20 protein-coding genes are annotated in these 19,962 nt (G+C 65.4%); 10 read left to right on the top strand and 10 right to left on the bottom strand.

Annotation, left to right across the window (positions count from 1 at the left end):
• Position 1 precedes the first annotated feature (1 nt).
• On the bottom strand, positions 2-1,186 hold the full coding sequence (locus IC762_RS18700; protein ID WP_195790187.1) for a UbiH/UbiF family hydroxylase: 1,185 nt from the start codon (positions 1,184-1,186) through the stop codon (positions 2-4).
• A gap of 133 nt (positions 1,187-1,319) precedes the next feature.
• Between IC762_RS18700 and pcsA the strand changes: the two genes are divergently transcribed.
• The 3 genes from pcsA (at position 1,320) to IC762_RS18685 (ending at position 3,829) form a co-directional block, all read left to right on the top strand.
• Positions 1,320-2,048 (top strand): phosphatidylcholine synthase, encoded by a 729-nt coding sequence (gene pcsA, locus IC762_RS18695; protein WP_195783740.1) that lies wholly within the window; start codon positions 1,320-1,322, stop codon positions 2,046-2,048.
• Positions 2,045-2,770, top strand: a complete 726-nt coding sequence (locus IC762_RS18690) for a TerC family protein (RefSeq protein ID WP_195783739.1) — start codon at positions 2,045-2,047, stop codon at positions 2,768-2,770. The genes pcsA and IC762_RS18690 overlap by 4 nt, the downstream gene beginning before the upstream one ends.
• Positions 2,771-2,854: 84 nt before the next feature.
• Positions 2,855-3,829 carry a quinone oxidoreductase family protein gene (locus IC762_RS18685; RefSeq protein ID WP_195783738.1) on the top strand — a complete coding sequence of 325 codons (975 nt, stop codon included), beginning with the start codon at positions 2,855-2,857 and terminating at the stop codon, positions 3,827-3,829.
• 103 nt (positions 3,830-3,932) lie between these two features.
• Here the strand turns inward: IC762_RS18685 and IC762_RS18680 are convergent, their stop codons facing one another.
• Together IC762_RS18680 and rimO are read right to left on the bottom strand one after the other, a co-directional pair.
• Positions 3,933-5,129, bottom strand: coding sequence for an acetylornithine transaminase (locus IC762_RS18680; protein ID WP_195783737.1), 1,197 nt, complete (start codon positions 5,127-5,129; stop codon positions 3,933-3,935).
• 613 nt (positions 5,130-5,742) lie between these two features.
• Positions 5,743-7,068 (bottom strand): 30S ribosomal protein S12 methylthiotransferase RimO, encoded by a 1,326-nt coding sequence (gene rimO / locus IC762_RS18675; protein WP_195783736.1) that lies wholly within the window; start codon positions 7,066-7,068, stop codon positions 5,743-5,745.
• A gap of 114 nt (positions 7,069-7,182) precedes the next feature.
• Here rimO and IC762_RS18670 point away from each other — a divergent pair, with 114 nt between their 5' ends.
• From IC762_RS18670 to IC762_RS18650, 5 genes are all read left to right on the top strand, one after another.
• Positions 7,183-7,773: an ANTAR domain-containing response regulator gene (locus IC762_RS18670; protein WP_195783735.1), complete on the top strand. Its 591-nt coding sequence runs from the start codon at positions 7,183-7,185 to the stop codon at positions 7,771-7,773.
• Positions 7,770-8,927: a CmpA/NrtA family ABC transporter substrate-binding protein gene (locus tag IC762_RS18665; RefSeq protein WP_195783734.1), complete on the top strand. Its 1,158-nt coding sequence runs from the start codon at positions 7,770-7,772 to the stop codon at positions 8,925-8,927. The genes IC762_RS18670 and IC762_RS18665 overlap by 4 nt, the downstream gene beginning before the upstream one ends.
• A gap of 347 nt (positions 8,928-9,274) precedes the next feature.
• On the top strand, positions 9,275-11,059 hold the full coding sequence (locus IC762_RS18660; RefSeq protein WP_195783733.1) for a NirA family protein: 1,785 nt from the start codon (positions 9,275-9,277) through the stop codon (positions 11,057-11,059).
• Positions 11,056-12,663 carry a sulfite reductase subunit alpha gene (locus IC762_RS18655; RefSeq protein WP_195783732.1) on the top strand — a complete coding sequence of 536 codons (1,608 nt, stop codon included), beginning with the start codon at positions 11,056-11,058 and terminating at the stop codon, positions 12,661-12,663. The genes IC762_RS18660 and IC762_RS18655 overlap by 4 nt, the downstream gene beginning before the upstream one ends.
• Before the next feature lie 178 nt (positions 12,664-12,841).
• On the top strand, positions 12,842-12,994 hold the full coding sequence (locus IC762_RS18650; protein ID WP_195783731.1) for a hypothetical protein: 153 nt from the start codon (positions 12,842-12,844) through the stop codon (positions 12,992-12,994).
• A 170-nt stretch (positions 12,995-13,164) separates the two neighbouring features.
• Here IC762_RS18650 and IC762_RS18645 read toward each other — a convergent pair whose 3' ends face one another.
• The 4 genes from IC762_RS18645 to pxpB all read right to left on the bottom strand — a co-directional run bounded on the left by IC762_RS18645 (position 13,165) and on the right by pxpB (position 16,330).
• On the bottom strand, positions 13,165-13,560 hold the full coding sequence (locus IC762_RS18645; RefSeq protein WP_195783730.1) for a hypothetical protein: 396 nt from the start codon (positions 13,558-13,560) through the stop codon (positions 13,165-13,167).
• A gap of 151 nt (positions 13,561-13,711) precedes the next feature.
• A complete protein-coding gene (locus tag IC762_RS18640; protein WP_195783729.1) occupies positions 13,712-14,482 on the bottom strand; it encodes a LamB/YcsF family protein in 771 nt (256 codons plus the stop codon).
• An 85-nt stretch (positions 14,483-14,567) separates the two neighbouring features.
• Positions 14,568-15,602: a biotin-dependent carboxyltransferase family protein gene (locus tag IC762_RS18635; protein WP_195783728.1), complete on the bottom strand. Its 1,035-nt coding sequence runs from the start codon at positions 15,600-15,602 to the stop codon at positions 14,568-14,570.
• Positions 15,599-16,330, bottom strand: coding sequence for a 5-oxoprolinase subunit PxpB (gene pxpB / locus IC762_RS18630; protein ID WP_195783727.1), 732 nt, complete (start codon positions 16,328-16,330; stop codon positions 15,599-15,601). The genes IC762_RS18635 and pxpB overlap by 4 nt, the downstream gene beginning before the upstream one ends.
• A gap of 214 nt (positions 16,331-16,544) precedes the next feature.
• On the opposite strand from pxpB, the gene IC762_RS18625 reads away from it, so the two are divergent.
• Together IC762_RS18625 and IC762_RS18620 are read left to right on the top strand one after the other, a co-directional pair.
• The gene (locus IC762_RS18625) at positions 16,545-17,243 is read left to right on the top strand and encodes a ribonuclease activity regulator RraA (protein ID WP_195783726.1); all 699 of its coding nucleotides are present in this window, start codon (positions 16,545-16,547) and stop codon (positions 17,241-17,243) included.
• Positions 17,244-17,266: 23 nt separating this feature from the next.
• Positions 17,267-17,671: a (R)-mandelonitrile lyase gene (locus IC762_RS18620; protein ID WP_195783725.1), complete on the top strand. Its 405-nt coding sequence runs from the start codon at positions 17,267-17,269 to the stop codon at positions 17,669-17,671.
• 68 nt (positions 17,672-17,739) lie between these two features.
• On the opposite strand, the gene IC762_RS18615 is transcribed toward IC762_RS18620, so the two are convergent.
• The 3 genes from IC762_RS18615 to IC762_RS18605 form a co-directional block, all read right to left on the bottom strand.
• On the bottom strand, positions 17,740-18,537 hold the full coding sequence (locus IC762_RS18615) for a DUF2147 domain-containing protein (RefSeq protein WP_195783724.1): 798 nt from the start codon (positions 18,535-18,537) through the stop codon (positions 17,740-17,742).
• 137 nt (positions 18,538-18,674) lie between these two features.
• On the bottom strand, positions 18,675-19,448 hold the full coding sequence (locus IC762_RS18610; RefSeq protein WP_195783723.1) for a transporter substrate-binding domain-containing protein: 774 nt from the start codon (positions 19,446-19,448) through the stop codon (positions 18,675-18,677).
• Positions 19,448-19,945, bottom strand: coding sequence for a hypothetical protein (locus tag IC762_RS18605; protein WP_246801081.1), 498 nt, complete (start codon positions 19,943-19,945; stop codon positions 19,448-19,450). The genes IC762_RS18610 and IC762_RS18605 overlap by 1 nt, the downstream gene beginning before the upstream one ends.
• Positions 19,946-19,962 lie beyond the last annotated feature (17 nt).

Here is a 19,962-nt window from a genome sequence, read left to right as displayed (position 1 = left end):
GTTAGCGCCGCCACGACGGCGCCAGGCCCTCGCGCATCGCAAGCCGCCGCAGCGGGCCGATCGCGCCGATCAGATGCAGGCCGGCGGCGCGTGCCGTCTGCACGCCCACGAGGTCGCTGAGCAGCGAACGGTTGGCGATATCGATCGCGAACGTCCGGCTGCTGACATCAGGACGCCGTGCCGCCTGGTAGCGCGACAGCACCGGTGGTGCCCCCGGATCCTCGCCGCGCGCGATGGCTTGCCCTGCGATCTCGGCGATATCGGCAGCGTCGCGCAGCCCCATGTTGAGACCCTGCGCGCCGATCGGCGGCAGCACGTGGGCGGATTCCCCGACCAGTGCGATGCGGTTCTGCGCGAAGTGCCGGGGCCGTTCGATCGCAAGGGGAAACACGTGACGGCCGGGCTCGACGGTGACGCGGCCGAGGATGGAGTGGGACTGCTTCTCCGCCGCATCGGACAATTCGTCGTCGCCGAGCGCCATCAGCCGCTCGGCTTCCTTCGGCGTCGAGACCCAGACCACGCTGCTTCGGTTGCCGTGAAGCGGCACGAACACGCAGGGGCCATGCTCGGTGTGAAACTCCGTTGAGATATTCTTGTGCGGCCGGGTGTGCGCGAGGTTGAAGGTGAGGGCGGACTGACCGAGCACGCGGCTGACAGTTTCGATGCCGGCGGCCGCGCGGCACAGCGAATTGCGTCCGTCGGCGCCGACCACGAGCCGGGCCGACAGGGACTGGCCCTGCCGCGTCGTGACAATGACCGCGGCCTCATCGGGAAGCACGGCGGCCGCCTCGTCGTCGAATCGCGTCAGCGTCGAGCGCACGCCGGCGCACTCCTCGAGCGCCGCGACCAGCGAACGATTGTCGATGTTGAAGCCGAACTGCTCGCGCCCGATCTCCTCAGCCGAGAACCGCACCTCGGGGGCGCGTATCAGGCGGGGCGTGTCGTCGACCAGCCGCATGGTCTTGAGCGGCGCCGCTCTGTCGGCACAATGCCGCCAGACGTCGAGCCGTTCCAACAGGTCGGTGGAAGCCCCGAGCAGCGCGGTGGTCCGGTTATCGGCATAGGGTGCGCGGCGCGCCAAAAGCGCGGTTCGCGCGCCGGCGTCGCAAAGCGCAATCGCGGCGGTCAGCCCGGCGGGACCGCCGCCTATGACGATAACGTCATAATCCTGCAAGGTGTCGTTCATCCCGCGACAATTGACATTGTTGGCTGCATTTTCAAGCATCCTTCACCTTCAAATGTGTCCGGCGAATTGCGCGGCGGAACGCCGCAATGGCGGATATGCAAAGGGCAGCGATTCCTGATAGCACTGCTGCCAAATGGACCATACCAGCCAGCCGGATGCCTTGCCGGAACGGATGCGGACCGCCGCATTTTCCGTTCACATCTTCACGGCGCTTGGCGCCGGCGTGGCGCTGCTGGCTATGCTGGAAGCGGTGCGCGAGCACTGGGCCAACATGTTCGCCTGGCTCGGGGTCGCGCTGATCATCGACGGCATCGACGGGCCCTTGGCGCGCCGGCTTGACGTGGTGCGGTTGCAGCCGAACTGGTCCGGCGAGGTGCTCGACCTCGTCGTCGATTTCGTCACCTACGTGTTCGTGCCGGCCTATGCGATCACCGCTAGCGGCATGCTGCTGCCGCTGGCCGCGCCGGTCCTCGGTATCGGCATCGTGGTGTCCAGCGCGCTGTATTTCGCCGACCGCCGCATGAAATCCGACGACAATCATTTCCGCGGCTTCCCGGCGCTGTGGAATGCGGCGGCGTTCTACCTGTTCTTGCTGCATCTGCCGCCGGTGCTGTCGACCATCGTGGTCGCAGCGCTGATCGCGCTGACCTTCGCGCCGTTCCATGTGCTGCACCCGTTCCGCGTGGTGCGGCTGCGCTGGCTGACGCTGTGGCTGCTCGCGGCGTGGACACTGCTCGGCATGTACACGCTGGCGCATGACTTCCTGGTCGGGCCCGCAGTCACTTTCGGACTCTGCGCCATCGCCGCCTACATCATCGGCAGCGATACCTTGATCCGCCGGATGAGAGCCTTTCGAGCATGACGGAATTGATCGCGAGCCCGGAAGCCTGGGCGGCGCTGCTGACACTGACCGCGCTCGAGATCGTGCTCGGCATCGACAATGTGATCTTCCTGTCGGTGCTGGTGTCGCGGATTCCGCCGGCGCAGGCCAAGCGGGCCCGGCAAATCGGGCTGGCGCTGGCGCTGGTGTTCCGCATCGTGCTGCTGTCGATCCTGGTCTGGCTGATCGGGCTGACCGAGCCGGTGATCACGGTCAAGAACATCGCGCTGTCCTGGCGCGACATCATCCTGATCGGCGGCGGCCTGTTCCTGATCGCGAAGGCGACCCACGAGATCCACGGCGAGGTCGAGGCGCGCGATGCCGACGAGGACGCCAAGCCGAACCCGAGCGCGTTCTTCTGGGTGATCGTGCAGATCATCGTCATCGACCTGGTGTTCTCGCTGGATTCGATCATCACCGCGATCGGCATGGCGCAACATATCGAGATCATGATCGCGGCGGTCGTGATCGCCTGCGCGATCATGTACATCTCGTCCGGGCCGGTGGCGCGGTTCGTCGCGGAGCACCCGACCACCAAGATGCTGGCGCTGGCGTTCCTGGTCTTGATCGGCGTCGCGCTGGTCGCCGACGGCTTCAGCTTCCACATCCCGCGCGGCTACATCTATTTCGCGATCGCGTTCTCGGCCGCCGTCGAGATGTTCAACGTGCTGGCGCGGCGCAACCGCAAGAAGGCTACGGGATAGCCGGGTTCCGAGCCGCTTGGTTGACAAGCCGGCCGCGATGGCATTCGCTCGCGTCACGCGAGAACCTTAAGGGGAGGGACTGACATGACCAAGGCCGTGCGGGTGCACAAGGTAGGGGGCCCGGAAGTCCTGACCTATGAGGACGTCGAGGTCGGCGCGCCCGGCGCGGGCGAGGTTCGCATCCGCCAGCACGCGGTCGGGCTGAACTTCATCGACGTCTATTTCCGCACCGGCCTGTACAAGGCGCCCGGCCTGCCGTTCATCGCCGGCAACGAGGCCGCGGGTGAGGTCTTGGCGGTCGGCCCGGGCGTGACCAATTTCCATCCCGGCGACCGCGTCGCCTATTACTACAATCTCGGCGGCTACGCCTCCGAGCGCGTCATCCCCGCCGACAAGCTGGTCAAACTGCCCGACCACATCACCTATGAGCAGGGCGCCGTGCTGATGCTCAAGGGCCTGACGGTCTGGTATCTCCTGCACAAGACCTTCAAGGTCGAGCAGGGCCACCGCGTGCTGATCCACGCCGCGGCCGGCGGCATCGGGTTGCTCGCCTGCCAATGGGCGCGGGCGCTCGGCGCGCATGTCATCGGCACCGTCGGCTCCAAGGCCAAGGCCGACATCGCGCTCGCCAACGGCTGCGACCACGTCATCCTCTACAACGAGGAGAATTTCGTCGAGCGCGTCAAACAAATCAGCCGCGGCGAGCTTTGCGACGTCGTCTATGACGGCGTCGGCAAGACCACCTTCCCGGGATCGCTGTCGTGCCTTCGGCCGCGCGGCCTGTTCGTCTCGTTCGGCAACGCCTCCGGTCCGGTGCCGCCATTCCCGCTCGCCGAGCTCAACAACCACGGCTCGCTGTTTGCGACCCGGCCGAAGCTCAACGATTATGTCGGCACCCGCAAGGAGCTGCTCGAAGGCGCCGACACGCTGTTCGCCGCCGTGATCAACGGCAAGCTGCATGTCCCGATCAATCACGCTTATGCGCTGAAGGACGTCGCGAAGGCGCATATCGACCTGGAGAGCCGGGCGACCACGGGCGCGGCGATCTTGCGGCCGTAGTCTCCCCGTCATTGCGAGCGAAGCGAAGCAATCCATCTGTCCACGCGGGGACCGATGGATTGCTTCGTCGCTTCGCTCCTCGCAATGACGATTGCTGTAAGAGCTACGCTACCCGCCGCGCCGCGCCGACCTTCGTCAGCACCGTATCCAGGCAATCGGTCATCTCAGCGATCTCCTCGCGCGCGACGTTGAGCGCCGGCATCAAGCGCAGCGTGTCCGGCTGCGGCGAGTTGACCAGCACGCCGGCGGCAAAGGCCTCGGCGACGACGGCGGCGCCGATCGGCATCTTGAGGTCGAGCGCGAGCAACAGCCCGCGGCCCCGGATGCCGCCCAGCCCATGCCGCGCCGACAACCGCTGCAACTCGCTCTCCAGATAGAGGCCGGTGTCGACAACCGAACTCAGGAAATCGGCCTGCGCGATCTGCTCAAGCACGGCAATGCCTGCGGCGCACATCAACGGATTGCCGTTGAAGGTGCCGCCCTGGTCGCCGTGTTCGAAGCACGCGGCGTGCTCGGTCGCGAGCAGCGCCGCAAGCGGCACGCCGCCGCCGATGCCCTTACCGAGCGTCATAATGTCGGGTTCGATCCCGGCATGCTGGTAGCCGAACAGTTTTCCGGTCCGGCCGATGCCGGTCTGGATCTCGTCCACGATCAGCAGCAGGCCGCGCTGCTGGGTCAGCGCGCGCAGCTCCTGCAGGAAGGCGTCGGTCGCGGGCCACACGCCGGCTTCGCCCTGGACCGGCTCCAGCATCACGGCGACGGTCGACGATGTGATCAGCTTTCGCACCGACTCGATGTCGTTCAGCTTTGCCTTTCTGAAGCCGGGCACCTTGGGTTCGAACAACGGCTCGAATGCCTTCTTGCCCGACGCCGACATCGTCGCGAGCGTGCGGCCGTGGAAGCCGCCTTCGAAGGTGATGATCTCATGCGCGCCGTTCTTGTACTTCGCACCGAATTTGCGCGCGAGCTTGATCGCGCCCTCATTGGCCTCTGCGCCCGAGTTGGCGAAGAACACCTGGTCGAAGCAGCTGTTGTCGACCAGCATCTTCGCGAGCTTCAGGCTCTGATCGTTGTAGAACGCGGGGCTCGGCGTCAGCAGCCGTTTGGCCTGCGCGGCCAGCGCGTCGGCAACCGCGGTCGGCGCATGACCCAGCGGATTGACGGCCCAGCCCTGCACGAAATCGAGATAGCGGTTGCGGTTGTCGTCCCAGAGGTACGAGCCGGCGCCGCGCACGAACACGACCTCGGGACGGGCGGTGATGTCCATCAGCGCGTCGAACGGATGGGTGGCGTTGGTCATGTCGATCTCCTCTGGTGGTGTGGGGGATAAAGGTGGGCCGAAAAGCGAGAAGGCCGCGCTTGGGGGCGCGGCCTTCTCGAAAACCTGGGCTGATCTACTTAATCAGCGCTGGCGTCGGACACGGCGCGGCCCCTCATCGTCGTTGGTACGACGCTGGCAGATGGCGCGGCGGTTGGTCCGGTTCAGCTTCATGGCGCGTGGGCATACAGCCTGAGAGCCGGCAATGTCAAGCGCCAACCCCGGACACCCTAGCTTTCGGCCTCCTCGACTTCGTCTGGCCACGGATGCCGGGAAACTAGACCCCACGTCACGCTGCCCTTGAGGGGGTTCTTTCGTGCGCCAATCTCAAGGAGCATTTCAACGGTCTCGTCTTCGTCCAACCCAATCGAATTGGAGAGAGTAGACAGTTTGCGCCACTCAAACTTTGGGTTCTGCAGCAGTTTTTGCAAAGTAACTTTGCGTATTCCGTCCAAGCGAGTACGTCGTCTATTTCGAAGATACTCGCCCAGCAACATCGTTGCGACGCCGGTCGTACTGCCAATTAGTGACCCGAGAACCGCCGCTGTACCGCTATCCACGTCCGCTCCCCCATGTGTCGCGAGCCAGGATGGTACTAAAACCCCGCGACACTACCGTGTAGATCGTACTGATCGGCGCGTTCGATCTTCGCGGTGACGATCTCGCCGACCTTGAGCGGACGGCGGCTGGAGAGATAGACGGCACCGTCGATCTCGGGCGCGTCGGCCTTTGAGCGCCCCTTTGCCACCGTCGGCCCGACCTCGTCGATGATCACCTGCTGGCGGGTGCCGACCTTGCGCTTCAGGCGCTTGGCCGAAATCTTCTGCTGCCGCGCCATCAGCGCATTCCAGCGCTCCTGCTTGACCTCGCCGGGCACCGCGTTGCCGATTGCATTCGACGCAGCACCCGCGACCGGCTCGTATTTGAAGCAGCCGAGACGGTCGATCTGGGCGTCCTCGAGCCAGTCCAGCAGATAGGCGAAATCGGCATCGGTCTCGCCGGGGAAGCCGACGATGAAGGTCGAGCGCAGGGTCAAGTCAGGACACTGCTCGCGCCACTTCTGGATCCGCCCCAACGTCTTCTCCTGCGCTGCCGGGCGCTTCATCGCGCGCAGCACGTCGGGGCTCGCATGCTGGAAGGGGATGTCGAGATAGGGCAGCACCTTGCCCTCGGTCATCAACCCGATGACCTCGTCGACATGCGGGTAGGGGTAGACGTATTGCAGCCGGACCCAGGCGCCGAGTTCGCCGAGCTCTTTCGCGAGGTCGAAGAATTTGGCGCGGACGGCGCGGTCCTGCCAGGGACTTTCGGCATATTTCAGGTCGACGCCATAGGCCGACGTATCCTGCGAGATGACGAGCAATTCCTTGACGCCGGCCTTCACCAGCCGCTCGGCCTCGCGCAGCACGTCGTTGGCCGGGCGCGACACCAGATCGCCGCGCAGCTTCGGGATGATGCAGAAGCTGCAGCGGTTGTTGCAGCCTTCGGAAATCTTCAAGTAAGCGTAGTGCCGCGGGGTCAGCTTGACGCCCTGCGGCGGTACCAGATCGAGATGCGGATTGTGCGCCGGCGGCAGCGCGCGGTGCACGGCATCGAGCACGCTCTCATATTGCTGCGGACCCGTGATCGAGAGCACGCCGGGGTAGGCGGTCTCGATCTGCTCGGGCTCGGCCCCCATGCAGCCGGTGACGATGACCTTGCCGTTTTCGGCCATGGCCTCGCCGATCGCGGCGAGCGATTCCTGCTTGGCGCTGTCGAGGAAGCCGCAGGTGTTGACGATGACGATGTCGGCGCCGTCATGCTTGCGCGCGAGCTCATAGCCTTCCGCGCGCAGCCGGGTGATGATGCGCTCGGAATCGACCAAGGCCTTGGGGCATCCCAAGGACACAAAGCTCACTTTCGGCGCGGCGGCCTCTTGCATATCTGAATCTGCCTGATGGATGGGCAGGAGCTAGTCCCAATTGCCGAGAATTACAACCCTTTCCGCACCGCTTCGGCGTGTTATGGATGCGTTGCCGGGTTTTACGAGTCGTCGATGAGCGCTGAAACGTCCCCCAAGATCGTCATCGTCGACGAGAGCCCGATCCGCGCGGCCATCCTCGAGGAGGGACTGCGCGAGGCCGGCTACACCGATGTCGTCCATATCAGCGAGATGCAGAGCCTGCTCTCGCGGATCTATGCGCTCGACCCCGAGATCATCGTCATCGATCTCGAGAACCCCAGCCGCGACGTGCTGGAACAAATGTTCCAGGTCAGCCGGGCCGTGCGCCGGCCGATCGCGATGTTCGTCGACCAAAGCGATGCCGCCTCGATCCAGGCCTCGGTCGATGCCGGCGTCTCCGCCTACATCGTCGACGGGCTGAAGAAGGAGCGGATCAAGCCGATCCTCGACCTCTGCGTCTCCCGCTTCAACGCCTTCTCCAAGCTGCAGGACGAGCTCGACCGCACCAAGCATGCGCTGGAGGAGCGCAAGGTGATCGACCGCGCCAAGGGCATTCTGATGAAGCTGAAGGGGCTGACGGAGGAAGAAGCCTATGTGCTGATGCGCTCGACCGCGATGCGCGAGAAGAAAAAGATCGGGGAGATCGCGCAATCGATCCTGACCGCGTCGGAGCTGTTGAAATGACCTCATCCCTGAGCATCGGGTTCATTCCGCTGGTCGACGCCGCCGCGCTGATCGTCGCGGTCGACAAGGGATTTGCCGCGGCCGAAGGGCTCGACGTCACCTTGGTGCGGGAGGTGTCGTGGTCGAACGTCCGCGACAAGCTCAATATCGGCCTGTTCGATGCCGCGCATCTGTTGGCGCCGGTGGCGATCGCCTCACACCTCGGGCTTGGCCACGTCAAGGTGCCGATCGCAGCGCCGTTCAATCTCGGGCTCAACGGCAACGCCATCACGGTGTCGCCGGCGCTGCATGCGGCGTTGATGGAGGAGATCGACGGCGACCGTTTCGATCCGATGGCGACCTCGCGCGCACTGGCGCGCGTGGTGGCGAAACGAAAGAAGAGCGGGGCGGAGCCGCTGACCTTCGGCATGACCTTCCCGTTCTCGACCCACAATTATCAGCTGCGGTTCTGGATGGCCGCCGGCGGTGTCGATCCCGACGAGGACGTCCAGCTCGTGGTGCTGCCGCCGCCCTACATGGTGGACAGCCTCGCCAATGGGCATATCGACGCCTTCTGCGTCGGCGCGCCCTGGAATTCGATCGCGGTCGATCTCGGCATCGGTCACATCCTTCATTTCGTCGCTGACATCCTGCTCAGCGCGGTCGAGAAGGTGCTGGCGGTGCGACAGGCCTGGTCGGAGAAGCATCCGGATGTGGTGGCGGCGCTGCTGCGTGCGCATCTGCACGCCGCCGAGTTCATCGAGCAACCGGAGAACCGGGGCGAGGTGGCGCGCATCCTCAGCTCGCCCGAACGCATCGGGGTCGATGCCGGCGTCATCCAGCGCACGCTCGATGGCAGGCTGAAGATCTCGCCCGACGGCACCATGCGGGAGAGCAACCGGTATTTGCTGGTCGGGCGCGAGGCGGCGGCGCGGCCCGATCCGGCGCAGGCGGCCTGGCTGTACGCCCAGATGGTCCGCTGGGGCCAGACGCCGTTCAAGCCGGAGGCGCTGAAGGCCGCCATGGCCGTGTTCCGACCGGACCTCTACGACGCCGCCTCGGGCCGTCCCGCAGGCGTCTCCCACGCGATCGGCGCCTTTGCCGGTCCGCCGTTCGATCCGCAGGACGTTCCGGGTCATCTGGCGGCCTTCAAGATCGGCCGTTGGAAGCCGTGAGCCGGCGCGATGCTTTTCTAGGCAGCGAACGCCATTCGCTCATTTTCTGAGCGGGATGCCCAGAAACCAAGACGGCCGGCGGATCGGTCGGTTTCGCGCATTTTCGTAACTCACTGAAATATCGAGATATTGCTTCCGTATCGGACTGGCACGCGACTTGAATGTTGCAGTGCAGCCAGCCGTCGCCGAAGGCGGCTGGCAATGTCCAAGATGGATTTCCGCAGCAACGAGGCTGTCCGGGCCGTTTTGGGGACGAACCGGCGGGAGCCGCCGGATCCGATCCCTCAGCGGTCACCCCGTTTCGTTGAATCCACCCGCAGGGTGGCCGCAGGAGCTTCGTCTCAGTCATGAAAATCGAGCCGCTCTCAGTCGACTTCTCCGACGAGCAGAAGCGCTATCTGGAAGGTTTCACCACCGGCCTGCAGATCAGCCGCGTCGGCCGCGGCCTTGGTGGTGGTGCGAGCAAGGCGAGCGCCGAGCCGGTCGGCCCCGACGCCATCCATCTCAAGGCGCAGGACAAGGTCACCGCGTCGGGCAAGAAACTCGCCGACCAGGAGAAGTTCAAGCGCGAGGAGCATCCGTTCGATGCGTATCCGCGGCTCAGGCAGCAGGCGCGCGACAACGCAGCCCCGACGCCGGCGGACAATTTCCGCTGGCGCTATTTCGGGCTGTTCTATGTCGCGCCGGCGCAGGACTCCTACATGTGCCGGCTGCGCATCCCGAACGGGATCCTGAAGCATTGGCAATTCGCCGATCTCGCCGATCTCACCGAGGAGCTGTGCGGGCCGTATTGCCACGTCACCACGCGCGCCAATCTCCAGGTGCGCGAAATTCCGCCGAAGCATGCGGTGGCGCTGATCGAGGGCATTCAGGATCTGGGTTTGAGCTCGCGCGGCTCCGGCGCCGACAACATCCGCAACGTCACGGGCACACCGACCGCCGGCATCGATCCGCAGGAACTGCTCGACACCAGGCCCTATGCGCGGGAGTGGCACCACCACATCCTCAACGACCGCTCGCTGTACGGCCTGCCGCGCAAGTTCAACGTCGCCTTCGACGGCGCCGGCGCGATCGCGGTGCTGGAGGAGACCAACGACATCGCCTTCACCGCGGTCGAGGTCAAGGACGGCTTCGGCATCGAACCCGGCGTCTGGTTCAGGCTCGGCGTCGGCGGCATCACCGGGCACAGGGATTTCGCAAAGTACTCCGACATCATCGTCAAGCCGTCGGATGCGACCAGCGTTGCGGATGCCATCGTGCGCATCTTCATCGAGACCGGTGACCGCACCAACCGCAACAAGGCGCGGTTGAAATATGTGCTCGACGACATGGGCCACGACAAATTCCTTGCGCTGGTCGAGCAGCGGCTGGGGCAGCCGTTCACCCGCGTGCCGGCGGATGCGCTGGTGGCGCGGCCCGGGTTCGATCGCATGGCGCATATCGGCGTGCACAAGCAGAAGCAGGCCGGGCTGAACTGGATCGGCGTCGCGTTGCCGCTCGGCAAGGTCAGCTGCACGCAGATGCGGGGCCTCGCGAAGATCGCGCACGATCTCGGCGATGGCGATATCCGCCTGACGGTCTGGCAGAACCTGTTGATCTCGGGCGTGCGCGACGAGAACATCGAGCTCGCGGTCGCCGCAATCAAGAGCATCGGGCTTGCGGTCGAAGCTTCGCAGATCAAGGCCGGGCTGATCGCCTGTACCGGCAATGCCGGCTGCCGTTTCGCGGCATCGAACACCAAACGGCATGCCAGCGAGATCGGCGACTGGTGCGAGCCGCGGGTGGCGATGGACGTGCCGGTCAACATCCATTTGACCGGCTGCCATCATTCCTGCGCCCAGCACTATATCAGCGACATCGGGCTGATCGGCGCGCGCGTGCCCGTCAACGACGATGGCGACACGGTCGAGGGCTATCATCTGTTCGCGGGCGGCGGCTTTGGCGCCAATGCCGTGGTCGGGCAGGAGGTGTTTCACGACCTCAAGGCCGAGGACGCGCCGCAGGCGGTCGAGCGGCTGCTGAAGGCCTATCTCGCCCATCGCACGTCCACCGAAGAGTCCTTCCTCAGCTTTGCGCGCCGCCATGACGGCGAAGCGCTGCGCAAGCTCGCCGACGCCGAGGTTTTGGCATGAACCAGATCACCCCTCCGCCCAAGCTCGAGATCATTCCGGACAGCGCGCCATTCTCGGAGGCGCAACGCTCCTGGCTCAACGGCTTCTTCGCCGGACTGTTGTCGGACGCGCCGACGCCGCTGTCATCGGAGCAGGGCGCCGGTATCATGCAGGCGGCCGGCGATGGCGATGGCGACGACGGCGAGGCGCCGTGGCACGACCAGACCATGCCGATCGCTGACCGCATGAAGCTCGCCGAAGGCCGGCCGCTCAGGCGGCGGATGATGGCGGCGATGGCGCAGCAGGATTGCGGCCAGTGCGGCTACAATTGCCAGGACTATTCGGAAGCGATCGCCGGCAAGAGCGAAGCGCGGCTCAACCTCTGCGTCCCTGGCGGCAAGGACACCGCGCGGATGCTGAAGTCGCTCTACGAGGAGCTCGACAAGGCGCCAGCTTCGGCCGCGGCGCCTGCTGAAGCCGAACCGGTCGCGGCAGCGGCGCCGGCGGCTGAAGCCGGCCGCTCGCGCGACAATCCGGTGGCGGCGAAATTCCTGTCACGTCGGCAGCTCAACAAGAAGGGATCGGAGAAGGAGACCTGGCATTTCGAGTTCGATCTCGATCCATGCGGCCTGGACTATGTGGTCGGCGATTCCTTCGGCATCTTCGCGCGCAACGATCTCGGTCTGGTCGACCAGGTGATCGCGCTGCTCGGCGCCTCGCATACGACGGAAGTCCGCGGCAAGACGCTGCGCGAGGTGCTGCAGGATGACGTCTCGCTATCGCCGGCGCCCGACACGCTGTTCGAGCTGGTGTCGTATCTGACCGGCGGCGCACTGCGCGAGAAGGCGCGGGCGCTGGCGCAAGGCGAGGATCCCGATGGCGACGCCGCAACGCTCGACGTTATGGCCGCGCTGCAGAAATTCCCCAAGGTGCGGCCGCATCCGGAGGCATTCGTCGAGGCGCTGGAGCCGCTGCAGCCGCGGCTCTACTCGATCTCGTCGTCGCACAACGCGACGCCGGGGAAATTGTCGCTGACGGTCGATTGCGTCCGCTATGTCGTCAACAAGCGCAAGCGCCTGGGACTGGCCTCGACCTTCCTCGCCGAGCGGATCAATCCGGGCGATGAGGTCAGGGTCTACGTGCAGAAGGCGCACGGCTTCGCGCTGCCGCAGGACTCGAAGACGCCGATCATCATGATCGGGCCGGGCACCGGCATCGCGCCGTTCCGCGCCTTCCTGCTCGATCGCCGGGCCACCGGTGCGCAGGGCAAGAACTGGCTGTTCTTCGGCCATCAGCGCTCGGACTGCGATTTCTTCTATGCCGACGAGCTCAACGCGATGAAGACGGCGGGCTTGCTGACGCGGCTGTCGCTCGCCTGGTCGCGCGACGGCGAGAAGAAATTCTATGTGCAGGATCGCATGCGCGAGGTCGGCCGCGAGCTGTGGACCTGGCTCGCGGAAGGCGCCAACGTCTATATCTGCGGCGACGCCAAGCGGATGGCGAAGGACGTCGAGCGGGCGATGGTCGATATCGTCGCCCAGTTCGGCGCGCGCTCGACCGACGAGGCGATCAGCTTCGTCGCCGATCTGAAGAAGAAGGGCCGGTTCCAGCAGGACGTCTACTAGCCAGGTTCCAGTCGTCTCCAATTGCACCGAATAAAATTCTCGGACGAATCCGGGCCGAAGAATAATTCTCTCGGAACCCAGTTCCCCAAGGGGGCGGCATCACTATTTTGGCCGCCCGCTTGAAACCGCGCGGGAACGATATTCCATATGGCCTCGAATGGGGCGTTGGAGATCGACCATGCGCGAACTATCGGCGGAAGCCCGCCTGCATCTTTACGCGCGAAGCATTTCACGGAAGACCGGGCCCGGAATTCAGACCGCGGCGCTGTACAGCGCGTTTGCGGTGATTGCAGCGATCGTGTTCGGGACGCTGTCCGTCCATCCGTTCTGAGGCGTCAAGAAAATCCAAAAGCCGCCGCCTGATGGCCTCAGGCGGCGGCTTTTGTTTGCGAATTCATAGAACTTGTAGGGTGGGCAAAGGAGCGTCAGCGACGTGCCCACCATCCCTGCTGTGCTCGTGAAGGTGGGCACGCTGCGCGTTGCCCACCCTACGCAATCTCGTCAGTAGCCGTAGCCGTAACCGCCGCAGGTGCTGCAGGTCGGCTGGACCGGTTGATAGTAGGAATAGCCGGGCGAGACCATCTCGACGCGCTGCTGGGTCGCATATTGCGGCGGGATGCGCTCATAGGCGACACCCTCGGGCGCAACCATCACGGTCCTCGGCACCATCACGGTGCGATACTGCGCCGGCGTGCGATGCGCGATGACGTGACCCGGCGACACCATCACGGTCTGCTCGACCGTGCGATACTGCGGCGGCACGGTCTGCACCTGGTAGCAGGTCGTGCAGGGCTGGGGCGGCGGCGTGTAGCAGACGTTGCAGCCGGCGGAGGCGGCGCTGGTGAAGGCGGCCGTGGCAACCGCGGCAATTGCGATGGAGAGAGTGGTGCGGAACATGCTTTCGTACCCAATGTCCTGAGAGGAACGTGAAGGCTCGGAAGCTTGCACCTAGCAACAAATCGGCAAAGTTTGGGTTTAAGAAGACTCTTAACAGAATCTAAAAGGGCCGGCAGCTGCTGCCGGCCCTTCATTTGCGTCGTCAGCAAACTCAGTGTGTCTTGAACGGCGCGACCGTGATGCCGGCAGCCTTCAGCGCCTCGCGCAGGCCGCGCGCGATCTCGACGGCCCCCTTGGTGTCGCCGTGGATGCAGACGGTGTCGGTCTGCATCTTGATCACCTTGCCGGTGACGGAGACCACGGCACTGTCCTGCACCATCCGCACCACGCGCTCGGCGATCGCCTTGGGATCGTGCAGCACGGCGCCGGGCTTCTTGCGCGACACCAGATTGCCGTCGTCCTCATAGGCCCGGTCGGCGAACACCTCATGCGCCATCCGCAGGTTGGCGGCTTCGCCCGCGCGCACCAGCTTCGAGTTGGCGAGCACCACGAAGATCAAATTGGGGTCGACCGCCTTGATCGCGTTGGCGATTGCCCGCGCGGTCATGTCGTCCTCGCAGGCGACGTTGGAGATCGCGCCGTGTGCCTTGACGTGCGTCACCTTGTGGCCGGCGGCGGTCGCGATCGCCTGCAAGGCGCCGATCTGGTAGGCGATCAGGTTCTCGATCTCCGACGACGTCAGCCCCGGCATCGGGCGGCGGCCGAAGCCGTGCAGGTCGCGGTAGCCGGGGTGGGCGCCGACGCTGACGCCGCGCGCTTTCGCGAGCTCGACGGTCTTGCGCATGATGTCGGCATCGCCGGCATGGAAGCCGCAGGCGACATTGACCGAGGTCGCAAGCTCGATCATCGCGGCGTCGTTGCCCATTTCCCAGGGGCCGAAGCTTTCGCCGAGATCGCAATTGAGGTCGATGGTTGAGGTCATGACGATCGATCCTTTTCTTGATGTCATTGTTTTATTTGCGCATGATCTCTTCGGAAAACCGCTTCACACTTTTCCGGATCATGCGCTAGGGAACGGCCACTTGCCACGTCGCAGCGTCGATGGCGCTGACCGCCTGGCCTGCGACATTAGCATCTCGCAGCGCCTCGATGTTGAGGCCGAAATCGTCGATGCCGCGGAGACGGTCGGGCAGGGACCGTAGCAGCTCGTGGAATTTGCGTGCCTCGGCCTGCGCTTCCGCCATCGTCACTGCCTTGAAGCGGAACGGCCGGCCGGCCGAGATCTGCGCGAAGCGGCCGAAATCGGCCGAGATCACGGTCGCGATCTTGGGATAGCCGCCGCTGGTGCCGCGGTCCGGCATCAGCACGATCGGCTGGCCGACGCCCGGCACCTGGATACTGCCGTTCACGGTGCCGTCGGAGACGATGTTGTGGCCGTCGAGATGTTTGATGCTCGGGCCTTCGAGCCGGTAGCCCATGCGGTCGCTGGTTGCCGAAATCTTCCATTCGCTGTCGAGGAATAGCCTCTTGTTGTCCTCGGAGAACTCATCGTCCTGCGGGCCGAACACGACGCGGATCGGCGCGTCGCTTGCCGCCGGCAATTCGATGCGGCGCTCGGCGGTGCCGCCGGCGGGCTTCGTCTTCAACTCGTCTCCACTCTGCAGCGGCCGCTGGTAGGGGCTGCCAAGCCCGGCGCGGGCGTTCACGGCGAGGCTGCCGAACATCGGTTCGCCCTGAATGCCGCCCTCGATCGCGAGATAGCTGAAGGAGCCGCCGCGGGCGAAGCCGAGGTTGAGGGTTTCGCCGTCGGCGAGCGTGGCTGACGAGTCTGCGGCGACCGCGCGGCCGCCGATGTCGGCGTTGCGGGGCGCGCCCGATAGCGCGATGCGCACCGCGCCGCCACGCGCGGTCAGCGCCGCGCCGAACGGGCCGATCTCGACGGCCGCCGCGAACGGCGCGTTACCGACCAGCGTGTTCGCTGCGGCGAGCGCCAAACGGTCCATCGCGCCGCTCGGAACCAGGCCGTAGCGCTGCGAGCCCGGACGTCCGCCGTCCTGCACCGAACTCGCCGGGCCGATCGAGGTGACGACGAGCTTGCTCATGGCGTCACCTGCTCGGCGACGAATTCGCCCGCCTCGGCGGCGCGGTCCTGTTCCGCAAACGTCTTGGCGTCCACCGGCATGAAGGTGATGGCATCGCCCGGCTCGAGCAGGAAGATCGGGTCGCGGTGCAGCTGGTAGGTCCGGACGGCGGTGCGGCCGAGCAGGTGCCAGCCGCTCGGACCGGCGAGGCACTGCACGCCGGTCTGGATGCCGCCGATCGAGATCGTACCGGCCGGGGTCAGCAGCCGCGGATCCTTGCGGCGCGGCATGTGCAAGAACTTCTCCAGCCCGCTGAGATAGGACCAGCCCGGCGTGAAGCCGATCATGGCGACGCGATAGTCGCCGGCGACATGGCGCGCGACGATCGCATCCGGCGTGGTCTCGAGCGCCTTGGCGACGTCCTCCAGATCGATGCCGTGCTCGCCGCCGTAGCAGACCGGGATGCGCCAGCGCCGCGTGCCTGACACGGTCGGCAATGCCTTGGCGGCGCGGACGAGCAGCTGCTCGCCGAGTGTGTCGAAGCCGATCTCGACGGGATCGTAATGCACCAGCAGCGAGCGATAGGTCGGCACCGTTTCGGTGATGCCACCGATCGGCTCGGCCGCGATGATGCGGTCGAGCGCCAGCACGCGCCGGTTGGCGACATCGTCGATGCTGCGGCTGAATTCCACCGTGATGGCGGCATCGCCACTCGGCAAAAGGCGGGGAGGACTTAAGGTTTCGGCCATGGGATCAAGCGGACTTCGTAAGCCATCAAGCTAGCGTGTTTCGGCACGAAACGGAATTCGCTCTGTGCAAAATGATGCAGCAACTTCAATAAATTAATCGGCAGGCCTGCGATAAATTTGGATGATCGCAGAATTCTTGCGCAGCCCTTGACGCAGGGGCGTTGCGCGGCAACATGCGCGCGGTCTTTTCCTCCCATCGGAGCTGATTTTCCAGATGTCCCTGTCCGCCGAAGCGATTGCGACGCTGTCGCACGTGTCCACCGCCACCATCACGACCGTCCTGCTCAAGAAGGGACTGCGCAACATCTGGATGCGCGACACCAAGCCGCTGCGGCCGGGCGCGAAGCGGCTGGTCGGACCGGCCTTCACGCTGCGCTTCGTGCCGGCGCGCGAGGATCTGGCGACGCCGGAATCCTGGTCGTCGCCGATCTCGACCCGCACCGCAATCGAGGCGATGCCGGAGGGCTGCATCGCGGTGGTCGACGCCATGGGCATCACTGATGCCGGTATCTTCGGCGATATCCTCTGCGCACGCATGATGAAGCGCGGCGTCACGGCGCTCGTCACCGACGGCGTGGTACGTGACGTCGAGGGCGTGCTCGGCACCGGCCTGCCGGTGTGGTGCGACGGCTATGCCGCGCCGCCGTCGGTCGCGGGCCTGACCTTCGTCGGCTGGGGCGAACCGATCGGCTGCGGCGGCGTTGCGGTGTTTCCGAATGACGTGGTCGTTGCCGACCAGGATGGCGCGGTGCTGATCCCGCAGGCGTTCCTCGACCACGTGCTGGCCGAGGGTCCGGAGCAGGAACGGATGGAAGCCTGGATCGTCAATGAAGTGAACAATGGCGCCCAGCTCCCCGGCCTCTATCCGATGAATGCCGAGACCAAGGCGCGCTACGCCGCAAGCAAGAAGTAACATCAAGAGAGCGAGGTAACCCCATGGATATCCACGTTTCCGGTTCGCGGCCGACCCGCCGCGCGCCGAAGGAGAACTTTACCGGCTCGGTGCTGCAGGACCCGATCAACATGGCGCCGGCCCCGGCGCGGCTGAACGCATCGCGGGTGTCGTTCGAGCCCGGCGCACGCACCGCCTGGCACACCCATCCGCTCGGGCAGACGCTCTATGTGATCTCAGGCATCGGCCGCGTCCAGGCCAAGGGCGGCCCGATCCGGGAAATCCGTCCCGGCGACGTGGTCTGGATCCCGCCGAACGAGAAGCACTGGCACGGCGCTTCGCCCGGCAACAGCATGACCCACATCGCCATGCAGGAGGCGCTCGACGGCGTGTTCTCGACCTGGATGGAGCACGTCACCGACGAGGAATACAACGGCAAGGTGGGGTGAAGACCTCGCGATTGAAGAACGAAAAGCCCCGCAATCGCGGGGCTTTTTTGTAACCCGGATGAAGCGGCTCAATTCACCCGCGTCCAGGTCTGGCCGCCGCAGAACATGCCGCCGAAGGCGCAGCCCTGGACCCGCAGCGTGTCCGAGCCTTTCAGCGCGATCGTCGAATCGTAGGTGCTGCCGCTGTTCGGATCGACGATGCGGCCGCTCCATTTGTCCTTGCCGGGCTTCATGTTGATCAGGATCTGCTCGCGGTTCTGGCTCGTCTTCTTGTCGACGGCATAGCCGCACAGATTGGCGCCGCACTGCTCGATGCGGACCTTGCCTTCCTTCTCCTCGGTGAGCCAGACGCCCAGCGGCGAATTTGCCGCCTGCACCGGGTTAGGGGCCGGCTTGGGTGCAGCAGCCGGCGGAGCTGCGGCAACGGTTGGCGCGGGCGGCGCGGCTTCCTGTTGCTGGACGGGCGGCGCGGGCTGCGGCGTGGTCGCGGCCGAATCGGCAGGCGGTGTCACGGCGACGGTCGCGTTGGCGGGCGGCGTCGCTGCAGACGGTGAGGCCGCGGGAACAGCCTCCGGACCAGTCGCGGCCGGGGCGGGCGCCGCAGTCGGCGGAGAGGATGTGGCGGGCACACCCTGCGGGTCGGACCTGGCGTCCTGCGCCGGGGCGGGCTTGCGCTTATGTTCGCCGGTCTCGCGCTTTGCGCGCCGTGGCGGCTCGCCGGTATTGTCGTAGACGCCGGGGATCGACACCGTTCCGCGATCGGGATCGATCCGGATGGTGCGACCGCCATAGTCGAATGTGTATTGCGCCTGCGCGGCTGCGGTGCTGGCCAGCAGAAGCGCGGCGATAGCCAGAAGCTTCGTCATCTCGACCTCCAGCGCAGAAACCGCTGCCCGATCCGCCTCAAGATGATGAGTCGTGGCGTCAGGGCTTTGGTTCAACTGCTGGACGGTGATTCAGTTTCTCTTGTGAGAGGTGAACCGCTTGCGTGTTCGCGGCAAGGCTATTCGAACCACGCCGCGTAGATCTTCTGGTAGCTGCCGTCCTCGCGCGCGATGTGCAGCCACTGGTCGACGAATGCCTGCAGCGCGACATCGCGCTGCATCCAGTAGGCCTTCTCCGAGAAATCGAACGGCTTGTCGGGATGCACCGCGCAGAGCACGCCCGGATGCAGCTTCTGCTGATAGCGCGTCTCGGAGGCGTCGGTCATCATCAGGTCGGCATCGCCCTTGGCGATCTCGTCGAAGATCCTGGTGTTGTCGTTGAAGACGCGGATCTCGGCGCTCTTCACATGGGCGCGCGCAAAGCGCTCGTTGGTGCCGCCGGGATTGACGATGACGCGGGTGCCGGCGTGGTCGATTTCGGCGAGTGTCTCGTATTTGCCTTTGTCGGCGCAGCGCGCGATCGGCGTTTTGCCCTCGCGCATGATCGGGGTCGAGAACAGGCCTTTCTTCTGCCGGTCGTAGGTGATGGAGACGCCGCCCATCGCGATGTCGAAATTGTCCGCTTCGAAATCCCGCATCATCTGCGGCCAGGATGTCGGCACGAACTCGACCTTGACCCCGAGCGCCTTGCCGAGCGCTTGCGCCATGTCGACGTCGAAGCCGCGGAAAGTCTTGGTCTCCTTGTCGAGCGAGGTGAACGGCAGATAGTCGCCGGTCATGCCGACGCGGAGCGTGCCGCGCTGGACGATCTCATCGAGACGGGACGGGGCCTGCTGCGCATGCGCCGTGGACAGCAGCAAGGCGACGGCGACGCCGGCGAATGCGCGGAACATCAGATGTCTCTGTCTGTGTGCACCGGGGAGGCGGTCGCGCCGCCGCTGATCATCTCCTGCTTGAAATGATCGAAGCGCTGTCGCGCCGCGGCCTCGCGATCGTCCACGAACTTGATCGCCTCGTCGCGGTCCATCGGGCCGTTGACCAGCGGGGTCGAGCCTTCGCCGACGGTCTCGTCGACGTAATAACGACCGGCTTCTTCGCGCACGGACCAGCGGAAGCGCAGCGCGGCCATCGGGCCGGGCCCGGCCTTCGAATAACCGTTGGCCTCGATCGGCCGGACGGGTTGCGGCTGGACTGGCTCTTGCTGGACCGATGGCGGTTCGCTTGGCGCGAATTCACGCGCCTCCGGCTCCGCCGCCTGAGGCAGGGGCGGCGGCCCCGCAATCGGCGCTTCGGGGGGATCGGCCTTATCCGCAGCCTTGGCCGGCTCGCGCGGCTGATCGAGAATGCTCGCGATCGCGGCAAGCGCATTGTCGGTCGGGTCGTCGCTCACATTCGATCTCCAGACAG

This window comes from Bradyrhizobium genosp. L (assembly GCF_015624485.1).
Taxonomy (GTDB): Bacteria; Pseudomonadota; Alphaproteobacteria; order Rhizobiales; family Xanthobacteraceae; genus Bradyrhizobium.
The sequence above is the reverse complement of the archived record's forward strand: the minus strand, read 5'-3'. Positions and strand labels throughout refer to the sequence as shown.

Coding starts and splice junctions, on each gene's coding strand:
- IC762_RS18700 (WP_195790187.1), bottom strand. CDS start 1,186: ATGAACGACACCTTGCAGGATTATGACGTTATCGTCATAGGCGGCGGT.
- pcsA (WP_195783740.1), top strand. CDS start 1,320: ATGGACCATACCAGCCAGCCGGATGCCTTGCCGGAACGGATGCGGACC.
- IC762_RS18690 (WP_195783739.1), top strand. CDS start 2,045: ATGACGGAATTGATCGCGAGCCCGGAAGCCTGGGCGGCGCTGCTGACA.
- IC762_RS18685 (WP_195783738.1), top strand. CDS start 2,855: ATGACCAAGGCCGTGCGGGTGCACAAGGTAGGGGGCCCGGAAGTCCTG.
- IC762_RS18680 (WP_195783737.1), bottom strand. CDS start 5,129: ATGACCAACGCCACCCATCCGTTCGACGCGCTGATGGACATCACCGCC.
- rimO (WP_195783736.1), bottom strand. CDS start 7,068: ATGCAAGAGGCCGCCGCGCCGAAAGTGAGCTTTGTGTCCTTGGGATGC.
- IC762_RS18670 (WP_195783735.1), top strand. CDS start 7,183: ATGAGCGCTGAAACGTCCCCCAAGATCGTCATCGTCGACGAGAGCCCG.
- IC762_RS18665 (WP_195783734.1), top strand. CDS start 7,770: ATGACCTCATCCCTGAGCATCGGGTTCATTCCGCTGGTCGACGCCGCC.
- IC762_RS18660 (WP_195783733.1), top strand. CDS start 9,275: ATGAAAATCGAGCCGCTCTCAGTCGACTTCTCCGACGAGCAGAAGCGC.
- IC762_RS18655 (WP_195783732.1), top strand. CDS start 11,056: ATGAACCAGATCACCCCTCCGCCCAAGCTCGAGATCATTCCGGACAGC.
- IC762_RS18650 (WP_195783731.1), top strand. CDS start 12,842: ATGCGCGAACTATCGGCGGAAGCCCGCCTGCATCTTTACGCGCGAAGC.
- IC762_RS18645 (WP_195783730.1), bottom strand. CDS start 13,560: ATGTTCCGCACCACTCTCTCCATCGCAATTGCCGCGGTTGCCACGGCC.
- IC762_RS18640 (WP_195783729.1), bottom strand. CDS start 14,482: ATGACCTCAACCATCGACCTCAATTGCGATCTCGGCGAAAGCTTCGGC.
- IC762_RS18635 (WP_195783728.1), bottom strand. CDS start 15,602: ATGAGCAAGCTCGTCGTCACCTCGATCGGCCCGGCGAGTTCGGTGCAG.
- pxpB (WP_195783727.1), bottom strand. CDS start 16,330: ATGGCCGAAACCTTAAGTCCTCCCCGCCTTTTGCCGAGTGGCGATGCC.
- IC762_RS18625 (WP_195783726.1), top strand. CDS start 16,545: ATGTCCCTGTCCGCCGAAGCGATTGCGACGCTGTCGCACGTGTCCACC.
- IC762_RS18620 (WP_195783725.1), top strand. CDS start 17,267: ATGGATATCCACGTTTCCGGTTCGCGGCCGACCCGCCGCGCGCCGAAG.
- IC762_RS18615 (WP_195783724.1), bottom strand. CDS start 18,537: ATGACGAAGCTTCTGGCTATCGCCGCGCTTCTGCTGGCCAGCACCGCA.
- IC762_RS18610 (WP_195783723.1), bottom strand. CDS start 19,448: ATGTTCCGCGCATTCGCCGGCGTCGCCGTCGCCTTGCTGCTGTCCACG.